Origin of the sequence: Leuconostoc sp. UCMA20149 (genome assembly GCF_030400235.1) — a bacterium.
Lineage (GTDB): Bacteria > Bacillota > Bacilli > Lactobacillales > Lactobacillaceae > Leuconostoc > Leuconostoc pseudomesenteroides.
Window position 1 is genome coordinate 80,124 of record NZ_VJYC01000001.1, and the last position, 15,739, is coordinate 95,862.

The 15,739-nt window shown below is 40.6% G+C and carries 22 protein-coding genes, 1 other RNA gene and 1 other annotated feature; all 23 genes read left to right on the forward strand.

From position 1 onward, the window contains the following. The first annotated feature begins 74 nt into the window (after positions 1-74). The 23 genes from FF105_RS00530 (at position 75) to galE (ending at position 15,557) form a co-directional block, all read left to right on the forward strand. Positions 75-1,208, forward strand: coding sequence for a D-alanine--D-alanine ligase family protein (locus tag FF105_RS00530; protein WP_147651057.1), 1,134 nt, complete (start codon positions 75-77; stop codon positions 1,206-1,208). Beyond that, a complete protein-coding gene (locus tag FF105_RS00535) occupies positions 1,208-2,074 on the forward strand; it encodes a helix-turn-helix domain-containing protein (RefSeq protein ID WP_010279715.1) in 867 nt (288 codons plus the stop codon). The genes FF105_RS00530 and FF105_RS00535 overlap by 1 nt, the downstream gene beginning before the upstream one ends. 65 nt (positions 2,075-2,139) lie before the next feature. Further along, positions 2,140-2,754, forward strand: coding sequence for a TetR/AcrR family transcriptional regulator (locus FF105_RS00540; RefSeq protein WP_010279710.1), 615 nt, complete (start codon positions 2,140-2,142; stop codon positions 2,752-2,754). Between the two features lie 37 nt (positions 2,755-2,791). Then, complete coding sequence (gene rpmG, locus FF105_RS00545) at positions 2,792-2,941, forward strand: 50S ribosomal protein L33 (RefSeq protein ID WP_010279708.1); 150 nt, start codon at positions 2,792-2,794, stop codon at positions 2,939-2,941. Positions 2,942-2,952: 11 nt separating this feature from the next. Further along, positions 2,953-3,129 (forward strand): preprotein translocase subunit SecE, encoded by a 177-nt coding sequence (gene secE / locus FF105_RS00550; protein WP_004912775.1) that lies wholly within the window; start codon positions 2,953-2,955, stop codon positions 3,127-3,129. Between the two features lie 74 nt (positions 3,130-3,203). Then, a complete protein-coding gene (nusG, locus tag FF105_RS00555) occupies positions 3,204-3,782 on the forward strand; it encodes a transcription termination/antitermination protein NusG (RefSeq protein ID WP_010279704.1) in 579 nt (192 codons plus the stop codon). Between the two features lie 110 nt (positions 3,783-3,892). Beyond that, positions 3,893-4,357 carry a 50S ribosomal protein L11 gene (gene rplK / locus FF105_RS00560; RefSeq protein ID WP_010279702.1) on the forward strand — a complete coding sequence of 155 codons (465 nt, stop codon included), beginning with the start codon at positions 3,893-3,895 and terminating at the stop codon, positions 4,355-4,357. Continuing rightward, positions 4,357-5,049, forward strand: a complete 693-nt coding sequence (gene rplA / locus FF105_RS00565) for a 50S ribosomal protein L1 (RefSeq protein ID WP_147651056.1) — start codon at positions 4,357-4,359, stop codon at positions 5,047-5,049. The genes rplK and rplA overlap by 1 nt, the downstream gene beginning before the upstream one ends. Before the next feature lie 37 nt (positions 5,050-5,086). Next, positions 5,087-5,203, forward strand: a sequence feature (ribosomal protein L10 leader region). 27 nt (positions 5,204-5,230) lie between these two features. After that, the gene (gene rplJ, locus FF105_RS00570; protein WP_147651055.1) at positions 5,231-5,797 is read left to right on the forward strand and encodes a 50S ribosomal protein L10; all 567 of its coding nucleotides are present in this window, start codon (positions 5,231-5,233) and stop codon (positions 5,795-5,797) included. A gap of 49 nt (positions 5,798-5,846) precedes the next feature. Beyond that, complete coding sequence (gene rplL, locus FF105_RS00575; protein WP_114667228.1) at positions 5,847-6,212, forward strand: 50S ribosomal protein L7/L12; 366 nt, start codon at positions 5,847-5,849, stop codon at positions 6,210-6,212. Positions 6,213-6,293: 81 nt separating this feature from the next. Continuing rightward, positions 6,294-6,926: a class I SAM-dependent methyltransferase gene (locus FF105_RS00580; RefSeq protein WP_010292728.1), complete on the forward strand. Its 633-nt coding sequence runs from the start codon at positions 6,294-6,296 to the stop codon at positions 6,924-6,926. Continuing rightward, the gene (gene tadA, locus FF105_RS00585; RefSeq protein ID WP_010292727.1) at positions 6,904-7,395 is read left to right on the forward strand and encodes a tRNA adenosine(34) deaminase TadA; all 492 of its coding nucleotides are present in this window, start codon (positions 6,904-6,906) and stop codon (positions 7,393-7,395) included. Before FF105_RS00580 ends, tadA begins: the two co-directional genes overlap by 23 nt. A gap of 114 nt (positions 7,396-7,509) precedes the next feature. Further along, entirely contained in the window at positions 7,510-8,028 is a 519-nt protein-coding gene (locus FF105_RS00590) for an HD domain-containing protein (protein WP_010292724.1), read from the forward strand. Between the two features lie 18 nt (positions 8,029-8,046). Then, an RNA gene (gene ffs / locus FF105_RS00595) (signal recognition particle sRNA small type) lies at positions 8,047-8,145 on the forward strand. Positions 8,146-8,253: 108 nt separating this feature from the next. Beyond that, a complete protein-coding gene (dnaX, locus tag FF105_RS00600; protein WP_010292722.1) occupies positions 8,254-10,062 on the forward strand; it encodes a DNA polymerase III subunit gamma/tau in 1,809 nt (602 codons plus the stop codon). A gap of 53 nt (positions 10,063-10,115) precedes the next feature. Then, entirely contained in the window at positions 10,116-10,721 is a 606-nt protein-coding gene (gene recR, locus FF105_RS00605; RefSeq protein WP_010292719.1) for a recombination mediator RecR, read from the forward strand. Continuing rightward, positions 10,718-10,978, forward strand: a complete 261-nt coding sequence (locus FF105_RS00610) for a YaaL family protein (RefSeq protein ID WP_004912743.1) — start codon at positions 10,718-10,720, stop codon at positions 10,976-10,978. The genes recR and FF105_RS00610 overlap by 4 nt, the downstream gene beginning before the upstream one ends. A 38-nt stretch (positions 10,979-11,016) precedes the next feature. Further along, positions 11,017-11,658, forward strand: a complete 642-nt coding sequence (gene tmk, locus FF105_RS00615) for a dTMP kinase (protein ID WP_010292717.1) — start codon at positions 11,017-11,019, stop codon at positions 11,656-11,658. After that, positions 11,655-11,984 (forward strand): cyclic-di-AMP receptor, encoded by a 330-nt coding sequence (locus FF105_RS00620; protein ID WP_004912736.1) that lies wholly within the window; start codon positions 11,655-11,657, stop codon positions 11,982-11,984. Before tmk ends, FF105_RS00620 begins: the two co-directional genes overlap by 4 nt. Next, positions 11,984-12,886 (forward strand): DNA polymerase III subunit delta, encoded by a 903-nt coding sequence (locus FF105_RS00625; RefSeq protein ID WP_010292714.1) that lies wholly within the window; start codon positions 11,984-11,986, stop codon positions 12,884-12,886. Before FF105_RS00620 ends, FF105_RS00625 begins: the two co-directional genes overlap by 1 nt. Before the next feature lies 1 nt (position 12,887). Then, positions 12,888-13,757: a 16S rRNA (cytidine(1402)-2'-O)-methyltransferase gene (rsmI, locus tag FF105_RS00630; RefSeq protein WP_010292712.1), complete on the forward strand. Its 870-nt coding sequence runs from the start codon at positions 12,888-12,890 to the stop codon at positions 13,755-13,757. Position 13,758: 1 nt separating this feature from the next. After that, positions 13,759-14,490, forward strand: coding sequence for an acyl-[acyl-carrier-protein] thioesterase (locus tag FF105_RS00635; protein ID WP_010292710.1), 732 nt, complete (start codon positions 13,759-13,761; stop codon positions 14,488-14,490). A gap of 68 nt (positions 14,491-14,558) precedes the next feature. Beyond that, positions 14,559-15,557, forward strand: coding sequence for a UDP-glucose 4-epimerase GalE (gene galE, locus FF105_RS00640; protein WP_139967835.1), 999 nt, complete (start codon positions 14,559-14,561; stop codon positions 15,555-15,557). Positions 15,558-15,739: the final 182 nt, after the last annotated feature.

Here is a 15,739-nt window from a genome sequence, read left to right on the forward strand (position 1 = left end):
TGCTGACTTTCAATATGTAAATGCTTGCATAATATTACTTATATTTGATATAATAAAAAAACGGGGATAGAAAAATGAATAAAAAACACGTAGCGCTTATTTTTGGTGGCAACTCATCAGAACATGATGTGTCGAAACGATCGGCTCAGAATTTTTATGATGCAATTATGGCCACAAATAAATATGACATCACGGTTTTCGCTATTGCACAAAACGGTTTCTTTTTAGATCCAGCTAGTTCGGAACGCATTTTGGCACTGGAAAATGAACAACCAATTGTTGATGCGTTTATGGCAAAAATTGATGCAGCTGACCCCTTGGCACGCATTTCTGCGCTACGTGCAGCTGGTGATTTTGATATCTTCTTCCCAGTCGTTCACGGTAATTTAGGTGAAGATGGGACCTTACAAGGTCTTTTCCGAATGCTCAATAAACCTTATGTTGGTGCACCATTGCGCGGTCATGCGGTTAGTTTTGATAAAGTGTTGACCAAAGAGTTGTTGACAGTTAATGGCATTCGTAACACGAAGTATATGGTAGTTGATCCAAAAACTGCACAAAATCTTTCATGGGAACAAGTAGTAGCTGAATTAGGAGATATTGTCTTCGTTAAAGCTGCAAATCAGGGTTCTTCTGTAGGTATTTCACGTGTTAAAAGTGCTGAAGAATTGCAGACAGCATTGGCCGATTCATTTCAATACGATTATAAAGTGTTGATTGAGCAGGCGGTTAAAGGACCAAGAGAATTAGAAGTTGGCGTTATTGGAAACGATGATTTATTGGTGTCTGAAATTGGTGCACATACGGTTCCAGAACAAGGTGTAGGTGACGGCTGGTACGATTATAGTAACAAGTTCGTTGATAACTCAGCGGTTCAATTTGAAATTCCGGCTAAGTTACCCGACAGTGTGACACAAGAAGTAAAGCAAATGGCTTTGGATGCGTTTAAAGTGTTAAATCTGCGCGGTGAAGCACGAATGGATTTCTTGTTGGATGAAAATAATGTACCTTATTTAGGTGAACCAAACACGTTGCCTGGATTCACTAATATGTCTTTATTTAAGCGTTTATGGGACTATTCAGACATCAATAATGCAAAGTTAGCTGATATGTTAATTGAGTACGGTTTTGAAGAATTTGAGCGCAATGAATCATTAAGCTATTCATTCTTAGCGCTGGGTGAAGAAAAAATAGGGAAGTTTAATTAATGGCAAGAAACGGTAAAAACGAAAATTTTGACGGTAAAGCAATCCGCGCTGCTCGCAAAAAGATGCATTTATCACAAGTTGAGCTAGCTGAAGGTATCACCACTCAAGCGACAATTTCATTGGTCGAAAATCAAAATCGCGTGCCCAATGCAGATGTATTGTTGGCAATACTAGACCGTTTAAATTTAGATATGTCACAGTTCGTGTCCGGTGATTTCTTGACGAATAAAGCTAAGGAATTATTGAGTCAAGTTGTTTTAAACATGAACACGGATGCTTTGAATGAATTCAAGGATTTTGAAAAAGCTTTGAGCCAGAATCCTCCTACACTGCAAGCTTACTACATTCTAAAAGCTGCTGACGAATTTCATAATAAACAGAACTACGCGCAAGTTATTTACAATACTGAGCGCGCAACCGATAAGAAGACACCTGTCTTAAGTAATTTCTTCTTATTTTACGCGTACCACCAAATGGGCTCATCCTATTATTTGCAAGGAGATGTCGCGACAGCACGTGAAAAGTTTGCTTTGGCTTACGAACAAGAGCCTGATTTGCTGACTTCTTCTGACTTGGAATTCCACGGTGTTTTGCAAGGACGCAAATATTATGCTGAATTCTTGGTAGCACAACAAGATTATGACGAAGCTGCAAGTATCTTGTCGGGTGCGTTAAATGCTTTGCGCCAGCGTGTCGATTTGTTCTGGGTACCTGAATTGAGCGAACAATTAGCAAACATTGAAGAAAAACGTGGTGATGCAGAAGCAGCTAAACGTTATATGCACTATGCGCGTATCGCTGCTTACCTGTCAGGGCGTTCTAATACAGAGGCACGTTTAGCTAGACTTGATACTGTGGTGTTTTGATCAATAATTAAAAACATTTCCACAATTTGGAAATGTTTTTTTGTCGGTTTCAGGTGTAAACTAGATTGAAGAATACAAAGTGGGGTAACACAGTGGCAGAGTCTATACCAGATAGTGAAAACCGGCGCCAACAAATTATCGATGCAGCGACAACCCTTTTTTTGGCCAGAGGTTATAACCAAACAACAACGCGAGATATTGCAAAAGTCCTAAATATTAGTCAACCTGCTCTTTATCATCATTTTGGTGATAAAGAAACGCTATTTGTCGAAGTGGTTAAAACGGTTGGCGATCAGGTCAATCGCGATATGAAAAAAATTTTGGCGAGGACATATACGGAACCAATAGATCAACTCATTGATTTGACGGATGCTATTTTGACACGTCATCCGCGTGATGTTTTTACGCTGATCCATAGTAGCTTCACATCATTATCGGACAAACATCAACGCGTTCTGGGGATGGTTTTTGGGCAAGATTATGTTGCACCGATCGCCCAATTTTTTGCGACAATGAGTTTGCGTTCAAACATTGACGCACGAACTGCAAGTTCTTTTTATATCACGAGTTTGGCACCGCTGTTTGGTGATTTTCACGCCTTAGGTGCTAAACAAACTAAACATGAACGAATTGCGCAGCTGATGGATTTGATCCTGTATGGGGTAGCAAAAAATAATTAACAATGGTATGATACATAGAGAATATGGAGGCTAACGCATGGCTAGTCAAAAAGTATCGTTGGCGTGTACTGTTTGTGGTTCGCGCAATTACACGGTAACATTATCGAAAGATCGCACCGAGCGTCTTTCTGTCAATAAGTTTTGCCAGCACTGTGGCAAACATACATTGCATCAACAAACGAAATAAGGAATTTCCTAATGATTAACTACTTTAAAAATGTTGCAGCAGAAATGAAAAAGGTCACTTGGCTTACAGGTGAGCAGACATCAAAAGAAACAGTTACAGTGATCACGGTATCAATTATTTTTGCACTTTTTCTAGGTGGCGTTGATTGGCTTTTGCAACAAGGGTTTAATGTCTTACTAGCAAAGTAAGTTTTTTTTTGTTATAATTGCTTTAACAACAGGAGCTCTTTGGGGGTTCTTTTTATTTTGGAAAGAGGTAAAAAATGTCAGAAGATATTGAAAAATCATGGTTTGTTGTGCATACTTATTCTGGTTATGAGCACAAAGTCAAAGCAAACTTGGAATCACGTACACAAACAATGGGTATGTCACAACAAATTTTTCGTGTATTAGTGCCGGAACAAGAAGTGACAACGATTCAAGATGGTGAAGCCAAGCAAACTGTTGAAAACGACTTTCCGGGCTATGTCTTAGTCGAGATGGCAACACCACAAGACGACAACATGACGGATGAAGCTTGGTACGTTGTGCGTAACACACCTGGCGTAACTGGCTTCTTGGGTTCTCACGGTGCTGGTTCAAAACCAAATTCACTCATGCCTGAAGAAGTTGATTTATTGATGAAACGAATGGGTATGGTTACCCGTGAAAAGGTTGATCTAGATGTGACAGTTGGTCAAACGGTTAAAATTATTGCTGGACCGTTTTCAGGAATGGAGGGCGTTGTCACTTCAGTTGACCAAGAAAAGCAAACACTGGAAGCTACAGTTGAAGTGTTTGGACGCGAAACACCAACTGAACTTGATTTTGCTGACGTTGATACAGTTTTAGATGAACGTTAAATTATCTTGCAAAACGTTTTGATATTTGGTAACATATATTAGTATGCCATCGGCATACGTGGGAGCAGCACTAAAGCTGTGTTTCACCACAACACGAGGAGGAAAATATCGTGGCTAAAAAAGTTGTAAACGTAGTTAAGCTACAAATTGCCGCCGCTAAAGCAACGCCGGCACCACCAGTTGGTCCTGCATTGGGACAAGCTGGTATTAACATTGCGCAATTCACTAAGGAATTTAATGCGCGTACTGCAGAACAAGCTGGATCAATTATTCCAGTTGAAATCTCTGTATTTGATGACCGTTCATTCGAATTCGTCACAAAGACACCACCTGCAGCTGATCAATTGCGTAAGATTGTTGGTAAGGGTTCAGGTGAACCTAACACCAAAAAGGCAGGAAACGTGACACTTGATCAAATTCGTGCCATTGCGGAAAACAAGATGGCTGATTTGAACGCCAACGACATCACAAACGCTATGCGTATGATCGAAGGTACAGCACGTTCAATGGGTGTTACTGTTGACGGTGTTGACTTGACTGTTGAAGGTACAGCAATCAAGGAGGACGCAGAATAATGGCTCAAAAGCATGGTAAAAATTATGTTGCAGCAGCAGCAAAGGTAGAAGCTGAAAAAGCTTATGCTTTGAACGATGCTGTTTCATTGGTAAAAGAAATTGATTTTGCTAAGTTCGACGCTTCTGTTGAAGTTGTTTTTAAGTTGAACGTTGACACACGTCAAGCAGACCAACAATTGCGTGGTGCTGTTGTGTTGCCAAACGGAACTGGTAAAGATAAGACTGTTGTTGTCTTTGCACAAGGGGACAAGGCAAAAGAAGCTGAAGCAGCTGGCGCTGACGTTGTTGGTGCTGCTGATTTGGTACAACGTATCCAAGGCGGCTGGTTAGACTTTGATGTTGCGATTGCAACACCAGATATGATGGCTCAAGTTGGTCGTGTTGGTCGTGCTTTGGGACCTAAGGGATTGATGCCAAACCCTAAGACTGGCACAGTTACAATGGACGTTACTAAGGCTGTTTCAGATGCCAAGGGTGGACAAGTAACATACCGTACAGATCGTGACGGAAACGTTGCAGTTCCAGTTGGTCGTGTGTCATTTGATGCTGACAAATTGGCTGAGAACATTAAGTCAATCTCTCAAACAGTTTTGAAGGCTCGTCCTGCAGCTGTTAAGGGTACTTATGTACAACACGTTTCAATTTCGTCAACATTTGGTCCAGCTGTATCGTTGGATGTTAATTCATTGTAATTTGACAATATCAACTTCGTTTGGTAGAATTTATTAAGTAATTGAATCCATTTTGCCTAAGACTCAGGTGATGCTTGCATCTTAATAGCCTGCCGAGGAAGTTTAAAACCTTTTCCCGTGTGTCTTTGAGCGCACGGGATTTCTTTTGCAAAATAAATTTAAAGGAAGGAGAATCATAATCATGAGTGAAAAAGCTATTGCAGTTAAAGCACAAAAAGTTGAAGAAATTGCTGATCAATTTAAGGATGCCGCTTCAGCAGTTGTTGTTGATGCCCGTGGATTGACAGTTGCGCAATCCACAGACTTGCGTCATCAATTGCGTGAAGAAGGGGTTGTCCTTGAAGTAATCAAGAACAAGATCTTGACTCGTGCAGCTGAAAAAGCTGGTTACGCTGAATTGAACGACATTTTTGCCGGTCCTTCAGCTGTTGCCTTTTCTAACGATGATGCTGTTGCACCAGCACGTATCTTGAAGAAGTTTGCGGATGCGAACGAAGCATTGCAAATCAAGGGTGGTGTTGTTGATGGTAACATTGCTAGTCTTGATGACATTAACAAGTACGCTTCATTGCCTTCACGTGAAGGTTTGTTGGGTCAGTTGATGGCAGAATTCCAATTCTCAATTCGTTCATTCGCATATGCTGTTAAGGCTGTGTCTGACAAATTGGAAGAGGAAGGTGGCGCTACTACTGAAGCAACACCTGAAGAAGCACCAGCTGCCGAAGAAGCAGCTACAGATGCTGAATAATTTAAAACAACCATTATAAAATAAATATAAATCTCGGAGGATTTTGATCATGGCTTTTGATAAAGACGCGATTATCGCATCATTGAAAGATGCAACGATCTTGGACTTGGCTGACTTGGTTTCAGCTATCGAAGAAGAATTTAACGTTTCAGCTGCAGCTCCAGTAGCCGCTGCTGGTGCAGGTGACGGTGCCGCTGCTGCAAAGTCAGACTTTGATGTTGAATTGACTTCAGCAGGTACTGCTAAAGTTAAGGTTATCAAGGCAGTTCGTGAAGCAACTGGTTTGGGCTTGAAAGAAGCTAAAGACTTAGTTGATAACGCACCTTCAATCGTTAAAGAAGGTTTGAACGAAGACGACGCCAACGCATTGAAGGCAGCCTTGGAAGAAACAGGCGCTTCAGTAACATTGAAGTAATCTTCTTCATCATATTAAAAGAAGTGCTTCGGTACTTCTTTTTTTGTACATATTGAAACAATTTCATGGAGGCATTGCAACATGACAGACAAAACATCAGGAGAACAGTATTTTACTACCAATCCTAATGCGGATCATCACTTTCAACAATTTGATTTTGAGTTATTAGATCATCAATTACATTTCACAACTGATTCAGGCGTTTTTTCAAAATCTACTGTTGATTTTGGAACTCGGACGATGCTGGATGCATTGTCAAAAACGACTATTCCGACTGGTAAAATACTTGACCTGGGCACAGGATATGGACCGGTTGGCATTAGTATTGCCAAAGCTTACAATCGAAAAGTTGACATGGTTGACGTTAATGAACGAGCATTGGCACTTGCAAAACAAAATGCGCAAAAAAATGGTGTCGAAAATTTAACTAGAATATTCCAATCTGATGTTTATCAGAATATCGATCAGCAATATGCTGCTATTTTAGTGAATCCGCCGATTCGAGCAGGTAAACAGGTAGTGACGGCGATGTTGCAAGAGGCAATTAAATATTTACAGCCGGGTGGCAAATTAATTGCTGTTTTACAAAAGAAACAAGGCGCTCCGTCAGCTCAAAAAAATATGCTGTTGGCATTTGGTAATGCGTCGGTAATTCATAAAAATAAAGGGTACTATATCTTGGAGAGCACTTATGGCGAAAGTTCCGACATTTAGTGAACAACAAATTGATTATTTCATGCAAGAAGCCTTGAATGAGGCAAAATTAGCAGGCAGTGAAGGTGAAGTGCCAATTGGTGCGGTAATTGTATTTGAAAATCAAATTATTGCTCGTGCACACAATCACCGTGAAAGAGATCAATTAGCCACTGCTCATGCGGAACTGATTGCTATTGAACGTGCTAACCAAGCTTTGAAATCATGGCGTCTTGAAGACACTGCATTATTTGTTACGCTAGAGCCCTGTATTATGTGTGCTGGTGCAATAATCAATGCACGTGTGCCAGCGGTTTATTATGGTGCGCAAGATGCAAAAGGCGGTGCAACACAATCGCTCTATCATTTATTGGAAGATCAGCGCTTGAATCACCGCGCTTTCGTGCAATCTGATGTTCGTGCCAAAGAATCCAGCCTATTGCTGCAACATTTTTTTGCTAAGATTCGTGCCAAAAGAAAACAAAAATAGTCAGTTGATTATAGCATCACAATATCTTTGTAAAGAATTTGCAAAGTCAAATGTCAGCTTTTTTTATGAAAATAGATTATAATTGTTTTTAGTAAATAATAAAGAGGCAAATGAATGCAAAATCCTAATGCATGGCGACAAGATACAGAATATTTGAATATTGTTGATGATTTATTGGCACACGATGAAGTCCAGAAATTAGCGCTTTATCCACAACACCACTTCTCAAATCGCTTACAACATTCAATTTCAGTATCATATCACTCATATTTAATCGCCAAAAAGATTGGTGCGGATGAAGTCGCTACTGCCAGAGCTGGTTTGTTACACGATATGTTTTATTATGACTGGCGTGTGACTAAATTTGCAGAAGGTTCTCATGCGTATGTTCATCCCCGCATTGCTCTAAAAAATGCGCGTAAAATTACCACAATTAGCCCTAAAGAAGAAGATATCATTGTGAAGCACATGTTTGGCGCAACAATTGCACTACCCAAATATCGTGAAAGCTGGATTGTATCACTAGTGGATGACTTTGCAGCTGTTGATGAATATGCAATCCCCAAAGCCTACCTGACTTATTTCAAGTGGCAGGAAAATATTGCGCGTAAAATGGCAAGAGTGTTTGCGTAAAGTTGTTTTTTTAGATATAATAGATAGGCAGGCAAGCGTCGGCTCCCGAACCGGGTCAGGACAGGAATGTAGCAGCCCTAAGGTTGTTCGAGGTTGTGCTTGTGTACATAAGATGGCGGCCGCGTAGCGGTCTTTTTTTGTAAATCTGGGTCTGTGATAATAAGATTTAGCATGACTTGATTAAATTGCAGATGACTTTTGGCAGTTCATAATGGAGGTATTATCATGGCATATCAGGCACTATATCGTGTTTATCGACCACGTACATTTGACGATATGGTAGGCCAAGAAGTAATTACGCAAACGCTTAAAAACGCAATTGAAGCTCATCAAACAGGGCATGCCTATTTATTTAGTGGTCCAAGAGGAACTGGTAAAACATCAGCTGCTAAAATTTTTGCTCGTGAAGTAAATGGTATTTCGCCAGATACCGATGAAACTCAAATTCCAGATATTATTGAAATTGATGCTGCCTCTAACAATGGTGTTGACGAAATTCGCAATATTCGCGATAGTGCTAATTACGCGCCAATTGAGGCACAATACAAAATTTATATTATTGATGAAGTGCATATGTTGTCAACTGGTGCATTTAATGCCCTACTCAAGACACTTGAAGAACCACCCGCTAATGTTAAATTTATTCTTGCGACAACAGAACCACAAAAAATTCCTGCAACGATTTTGTCGAGAACACAGCGGTTTGATTTTAAGAGGATTGATGATACAACAATTCAAACGCGTATGGCAGCGATACTTGATAAGCAGTCTGTAGAATATGATCAAGATGCGTTACGCGTGATTGCAAATGCCGCTGAAGGTGGTATGCGTGATGCTTTGTCTATTTTGGATCAAGTGATTGCGTATGGTAGTGATAAAGTCACCGTTGAGAATGCCTTACAAGTTACAGGATCAACCACAACAGAAGCATTGTTATCGTTTTTACAACAGGTTAGTGAGGGCGATACTAGAAATGCCTTGCAGACGTTGCATATGATATTACTTGACGGCAAAGACGCACAGCGTTTTGTAGCTGATATGATAGGTCTCTTACGGGACGTAATGCTGTCGCCAATAGCGCCCAACTTGATTAAGACCACAGCTTCAGTTGAGCTACTAAAGCAGTTAAATCAAAAAATAGGGCAACAGCGAATTCAAATTATGATGCTTGCACTTGATGAGACGCAAAAAGAGTTATTGCAGACAATGCAAAGTGATGTCTACCTCGAACTCTTAACAGTTAAACTTAGCCTAGCTGGGTCAGAATCAACGCCAACATCTTCTAAAATCAATCATTCGCAGTCCTTGGCAACGCCTAAACATTCGTCAGAAGCAGAGCCATCTGTTTCTCCGTCAATGACCGTTGACGATATGTCATCTCCAATCACGAAGCCTTCGTCATCACCTGTAAAATCAACAAATAACGATACACAAAGTGACACACAACAATCAGCCCTGACACAGGAAAAAATAGCTAATGTCGATCCTGAACCAGTTTCACAGCCGGTCGCCAGTAATAAAAAGTTAAGTGCTCGTACAGGACAAGAAGCAGTATTTGCTGTTTTGAGTGTGGCGCGTCGCGAGACGCTCACTAGTGCTACGCAACTTTGGCCAGAACTACAGCAACAATTTGATGTAGCCAAGCAGGCGTTTTTGACGATTGCGAAGCCAGTGGCAGCAAGTGATGAGGCGATTGTATTAGCATTTGATTATCCTGCCCTACTGGCTGAAGCTTTGCAAGATGCCGAACTACAAGCACAGTTAGTGCAGCAGTTATCCGAAAGCAACTTGCCATTTTCGCTGGTTTTGATTTCTAAAGACGAGTGGAAAATTGATCGCGCAGCGTATGTGTCGCGTTTGCGTGGTGGTGAAAAAATTACTGTAAAATTGAGTGATATACCAGTTGTCAAAGCAAACGTTGAAAAGATACCTGTTGAACAAGACGATACAGTAGCAGTCGTAAACGATACGCCAGAAATTGTCAAGCAAGCCCAGTCACTGTTTGGTGAAGACCTTGTGAACATTGTGGACTAATTAATTTAGGAAGGAACACGTTAAACGTTTCTGACGCTTAACGTTATGAGTATATGCAGTATCCAGAACCTATTGCAAAATTAATTGATAGTTATGCCAAGTTACCTGGCGTGGGTGTCAAAACTGCGACACGATTGGCATTTTATACACTGGGTATGAGTGAGGCGGATGTAACTGATTTTTCCAAATCCTTACTTTCAGCCAAAAATGATCTCACTTTTTGTTCAGTGTGTGGTAACATTACAGAAAAAGACATTAACCCTTGTGTTATTTGTCGTGATGAATCGCGCGACCAATCAACTGTCTTTGTTGTTGAAAATTCTCGTGATGTGATGGCTATGGAAAATACCCGTGACTATCATGGCTTGTATCATGTGCTAAATGGTGTCATTTCGCCAAGTGCTGGTACTGGACCAGAAGATATTAATTTACCAAGCTTAATTAGACGCTTATCTGAACATGAAGAAATAAAAGAAGTGATTGTCGGCACTAACGCAAACGCTGAAGGTGAGGCAACGGCCATGTATTTGGCTCGTTTATTGAAGCCTGCTGGATTGACAGTAACGCGGTTGGCACACGGCTTGGCAGTGGGTTCTGATATTGATTATGCAGATGAATTGACCCTAATAAAAGCAGTTCAAGGACGGACAAAACTATGATATTTGGTAAAAAGAAGCGACGTTTACGTGCTGAATATGATCAAGCGTTGGTCTTTCAAATCGATAAGGCTAAAATTGATTGGGATACGGCTAAAAATTCTGAAGAAGCATTGTTGGATGGACAGGTCAATTTTCGTTTGATTCAGGCTCAAACCGCTTTGGCACGTGCTAAGTTTAATTACTTGTATCGTGAGGCACGACGTCGTAAGACGGTTGGTCATATGCAGACGCATGTACTCAAATCTGATCGAATTTGAAAAAATAATCACTAAGATAGTATTAAAAAGGAACACCAATGTCAAAACCACTATTTATTTCATTTGAAGGTCCTGAAGGGGCTGGTAAGACCACGGTACTGAATATTCTCATTGCAGAATTGCAACCAAAACTAGGAGACAAGCTTGTCACAACACGTGAACCTGGTGGTAATCCAATTTCTGAGGCCATTAGAGCAATTTTACAGCCGGAAGATGACAATGGTCTAGAGAAGCGTACAGAAGCTTTACTTTATGCCGCTGCACGTCGACAACACTTGGTCGAGATTATCCAACCGGCTTTGGCGGCTGGAAAAGTGGTAATTTCTGATCGTTATGTTGACAGTTCATTAGCTTATCAGGGTGGCGGGCGAGACTTGGGTGTTGAAAAAATTTGGCAGATTAATCAATTTGCGATTGATGGTTTGTTGCCTGATTTAACAATCTATCTAGACGTCCCCTCAGAACTAGGTTTGGCACGTGTAACAGCTAACCGTAAAGGAAAAATTGATCGTTTAGATAAAGAAAGTTTAGCCTTTCATCAAAAGGTTCGCCAAACTTATTTAAAACTTCAAAGTGAATTTTCTGATAGAATTAAAATAGTCGATGCAACACAACCATTAGATAAAGTGGTGCACGATACGCGTGAACTTATTAACCAAGTTCTGGAGGACAAATCATGAAACTTATAACTGCAATTGTACAAGACAAAGATACAACAAAATTGAGTAACGCTTTTGTTAAAGCCAATGTTCGAGCTACACGCCTTTCAACTTCTGGTGGCTTCTTACGATCAGGTAATACAACGTTTATGATTGCCATTGAGGCTGATCGGGTACAAGAGGTTCTTGATATTATCAAAGATGTATCACAAAAACGTAAGCAATTCATGGTACCACCAATTAGTTTAGATGCTGGTGGAGATCATGTAGGCGCCTATCCAATTGAAGTGGAAGTTGGTGGCGCAACAGTATTTACGCAAGAGATTGAATCCTTCTATCAGTTTTAATGTTGCCTGATTTTGCCACAACTGCACAGCAAACTTACCCAACACAAGCTACTCATTTTAATGAGTTGCTGAGCAATGGTCAATTAAGCCATTTATACTTATTTGTTGGATCAAGCCAGTCGACGAGACTGGCCTTTTCGCGTTATTTGGCTTGGCAAGTCGTTGGTGCCACTGATCGTAATGCATTACGCATTAACGAAAATGAACATCCCGATGTTCATTTGGTGGCGCCTAAAGAAGAAGGAGCTACTTTAAAAGTAGCACAAGTGCGCGACTTGACACCTGAATTCGTGACTACCACGCTGGAAAGTCCGAAAAAAGTGTTTATTTTAGATGCTGTGGAAACGATGACGGCTAGTGCCGCCAACTCGCTGCTCAAGTTTATTGAGGAGCCCGCCGGACCACAACTTATTTTACTACTGACGAACAATTTGCAAGATGTATTGCCAACAATTCAGTCTCGGGCCCAAATTGTTCATTTGAATCCTGAAATATCTTTAGTTGATACAAACGACATCGATGATAGTTGGCAGAAAAACACACAAATGTTGTTATTTAAGTGGTTTGAGTTGATGATGCAACGTAAAATTGAAGCTTTTGCGTATGTTCAAACCACGTTGATTAGTCAAATCACAACTGATTTACAACAAAAAATGTTTATGAAGTGGTTGCGAGAATTAGCAAGAGATATGGTGGTATATTCCGCCACTGCTGACGAGAACTTGAGGTTTCCCAGTCTAATAGGTTTTTATAAAACACTGGCTAAGCATTATCATGTCAGACAGTTAGTGCACGCAGCAGAAGCTATATTTGCTGATGATAAGTTACGAAAAATCAATATATCCTTGCAAGCACGTCTTGAAAAAATGGCTTTAGAGGTTACGATTGCGTTGGGAGAATAGTATGCAACAACAAAAAAGTTTTGGGTCACAAGTTTATGGCACACTTTATCTCGTGCCAACGCCAATTGGCAATTTGGGTGATATTTCGGTGCGAGCACTGGATACGTTGCGGGATGTTGATTTGATTGCGGCCGAAGATACACGACATACACAGCAGTTGTTGAACCATTTTGGTATTGAAACACCGCAGACCAGTTTTCATGAACATAATTGGCAAGCTAAAATTCCCAATATAGTGGCTGATTTGCAAAATGGCATGAATGTAGCGCAGGTTAGCGATGCTGGTATGCCATCAATTTCAGATCCTGGTAAGGAATTAGTGGCTGCTGCTGTCGCATCATCGATTCCAGTCGTGCCAATTCCGGGTGCCACTGCTGGGGTAACTGCTTTAATTGCCAGTGGTCTAGTACCACAACCTTTTTATTTTTACGGTTTTTTGAAACGTAAAAACAGTGAACAATTAGCTGAATTACAGCAGTTATCCACAATGAAAGACACGATCATTTTTTATGAAGCCCCCCATCGTTTAAAGCAAACGCTTGTTAATATTCAAAAAATAATGGGATCAGATCGAAAATTGGTTTTAGCGCGTGAATTAACAAAGCGTTATGAAGAATTTTTACGGGGAACAGTTTCTGAATTAGTGGCTTGGGCGCAAGAAAATGAGATTCGCGGTGAATTCGTTGTCATGATAGATGGCTTTGATGGGGCTGTTGTTGCAGAAACGTCAGAAACCACATTATCAGTCAGAGAAGCTGTTGACGCACTGATTGAAAAAGGACTTCGACCAAATGCAGCTATTAAACAAGTTGCTAAAGAGCGCGAACTAGATCGTCAAGCCGTTTATGCAGATTATCATGGGATAAATTAAAATGAAAAAATATGAAATAGAACGTCGTGTTGAATATTATGAGGCAGACACGACACAAAAGTTGTCACTACCAATGATTTTGAATTTAGCGGTTTTGGCATCTAAAAATCAAAGTGACGAACTTGGGGTTGGTCAAGATTATCATTTGGCAATGGGACTAGGTTGGGTCATTTTGCAGTATGAAGTTACGATTAAAAGGCGACCTAAGGTGGGTGAATTAATGCGTATTCAAACCTATGCCGCTGAATACAATCCATTTTTTGTACGACGACCTTTTATATTTTTTGATGAATCAGGTGATGAAATTATTAAAGTGTCATCAATTTGGACGATGCTTGATATTAAAAATCGTCGTATGGCACGTTTGCCACAAGAAATTGTTGATAAATACGACGCAGAACGCGTTAAACAAGTCCCTCGTATTCCCAATCCAATTAAAATAACGGGTGATGATACCGTCATTGAAAATGATTATCATGTACGTTATTTGGATATTGATGCCAATCAACATGTTAATAATTCAAAGTACTTTGAATGGATGCAGGATGTCTTGTCACCAGAATATTTGATGACGCATGAAGTGACGCATATTAACTTGAAATTTGAAAATGAAATTCGTTTGGGACATACGATTTTATCACAAGTCGTTTTAGGTGATGGCGAAACACGTCACCGTATTATGATGGGAGATACGGTTAGTGCCGAAGCAGAATTTAAATGGCGTGAGTTGTAGTATAATTTAAGATAAGATACTCAAGAAAGGGGATGTATCTACCACATAAGGTAGATACGTTTATAATTATGGCAGTATTAGTACTTGGTGGTGCAGGATATATTGGCTCACACATGGTGAAACGGTTGGTTGAAGCAGGACGCGACGTAGTGGTTGTGGACGCCTTGTTCACTGGACACCGCGCAGCAGTTAATCCAGCAGCGACATTTTATCAGGTGGACATTCGTGATAAGGCAGCATTGTCGGCAGTGTTTGATAAAGAAAACATTGAACAAGTGGTTCATTTTGCAGCCTTTTCAATTGTGCCAGAGTCAGTAGCAAACCCGCTGAAATATTTTGACAACAATACTAGTGGCATGATTACGTTGTTGGAAGTGATGAAAGCACATGACGTCAAGCAAATCGTCTTTTCATCAACCGCCGCAACTTATGGCAATCCAGTGCATATTCCGATTAAGGAAACCGATCCGCAAAACCCGATTAACCCTTATGGCGAATCAAAGTTGATGATGGAAAAAATCATGAACTGGTCCGATCAAGCTGACGGGGTTAAATGGGTCGCGTTGCGCTATTTCAATGTGGCTGGTGCAGCAGAAGATGGCACGATTGGCGAAGACCACAATCCAGAAACACACTTGGTACCAATTATTTTGCAAGCTGGTTTGGGACAACGTGATTATATTGAAATGTTTGGTGATGACTATAACACCCCAGACGGCTTTAATGTGCGTGATTATGTGCATGTCTTAGACTTGGCAGACGCACATATCTTGGCATTGCAGTATTTAGCTGATGGTCATGAGTCAAATCAGTTTAACTTGGGATCAGCGACTGGATTTTCAGTGAAAGAGATGGTTGAGGCGGCACGGGAAGCAACAGGGGTTGATATTCCGGCTAAGATTGGGCCACGTCGAGCGGGTGATCCTGATATTTTGATTGCCAATTCAGATAAGGCACGAGAGGTGCTGGGCTGGGCACCAAAGTACGATAATGTGCAAGACATCATCAAGACAGCTTGGCAGTGGCATCAGAGCCACCCTAAGGGCTATGATGATCACCAAGACTAAAAAAACGATTTCTAAATCAGAAATCGTTTTTTTATAACGCAGATAAACACTCATAAAAACACGAAACCCGATGAACTAACGCGTTCATCGGGAAATATTTTTGAGAGAATATTTGAGAGAGAAGAGAATATATTCGGGAGAGAATATGAATTATTTAGAGTCGCGGGGAGAACGCGACTTTG

Bases quoted from the DNA above. Each gene is read 5' to 3' on its own strand.
- FF105_RS00625 (WP_010292714.1), top strand. From the start codon at position 11,984: ATGTTGCCTGATTTTGCCACAACTGCACAGCAAACTTACCCAACACAA.
- tmk (WP_010292717.1), top strand. From the start codon at position 11,017: ATGTCAAAACCACTATTTATTTCATTTGAAGGTCCTGAAGGGGCTGGT.
- FF105_RS00620 (WP_004912736.1), top strand. From the start codon at position 11,655: ATGAAACTTATAACTGCAATTGTACAAGACAAAGATACAACAAAATTG.
- dnaX (WP_010292722.1), top strand. From the start codon at position 8,254: ATGGCATATCAGGCACTATATCGTGTTTATCGACCACGTACATTTGAC.
- FF105_RS00580 (WP_010292728.1), top strand. From the start codon at position 6,294: ATGACAGACAAAACATCAGGAGAACAGTATTTTACTACCAATCCTAAT.
- FF105_RS00535 (WP_010279715.1), top strand. From the start codon at position 1,208: ATGGCAAGAAACGGTAAAAACGAAAATTTTGACGGTAAAGCAATCCGC.
- tadA (WP_010292727.1), top strand. From the start codon at position 6,904: ATGGCGAAAGTTCCGACATTTAGTGAACAACAAATTGATTATTTCATG.
- FF105_RS00530 (WP_147651057.1), top strand. From the start codon at position 75: ATGAATAAAAAACACGTAGCGCTTATTTTTGGTGGCAACTCATCAGAA.
- rpmG (WP_010279708.1), top strand. From the start codon at position 2,792: ATGGCTAGTCAAAAAGTATCGTTGGCGTGTACTGTTTGTGGTTCGCGC.
- nusG (WP_010279704.1), top strand. From the start codon at position 3,204: ATGTCAGAAGATATTGAAAAATCATGGTTTGTTGTGCATACTTATTCT.
- rplA (WP_147651056.1), top strand. From the start codon at position 4,357: ATGGCTCAAAAGCATGGTAAAAATTATGTTGCAGCAGCAGCAAAGGTA.
- rplJ (WP_147651055.1), top strand. From the start codon at position 5,231: ATGAGTGAAAAAGCTATTGCAGTTAAAGCACAAAAAGTTGAAGAAATT.
- secE (WP_004912775.1), top strand. From the start codon at position 2,953: ATGATTAACTACTTTAAAAATGTTGCAGCAGAAATGAAAAAGGTCACT.
- FF105_RS00610 (WP_004912743.1), top strand. From the start codon at position 10,718: ATGATATTTGGTAAAAAGAAGCGACGTTTACGTGCTGAATATGATCAA.
- rsmI (WP_010292712.1), top strand. From the start codon at position 12,888: ATGCAACAACAAAAAAGTTTTGGGTCACAAGTTTATGGCACACTTTAT.
- rplL (WP_114667228.1), top strand. From the start codon at position 5,847: ATGGCTTTTGATAAAGACGCGATTATCGCATCATTGAAAGATGCAACG.
- FF105_RS00590 (WP_010292724.1), top strand. From the start codon at position 7,510: ATGCAAAATCCTAATGCATGGCGACAAGATACAGAATATTTGAATATT.
- galE (WP_139967835.1), top strand. From the start codon at position 14,559: ATGGCAGTATTAGTACTTGGTGGTGCAGGATATATTGGCTCACACATG.
- FF105_RS00635 (WP_010292710.1), top strand. From the start codon at position 13,759: ATGAAAAAATATGAAATAGAACGTCGTGTTGAATATTATGAGGCAGAC.
- recR (WP_010292719.1), top strand. From the start codon at position 10,116: ATGCAGTATCCAGAACCTATTGCAAAATTAATTGATAGTTATGCCAAG.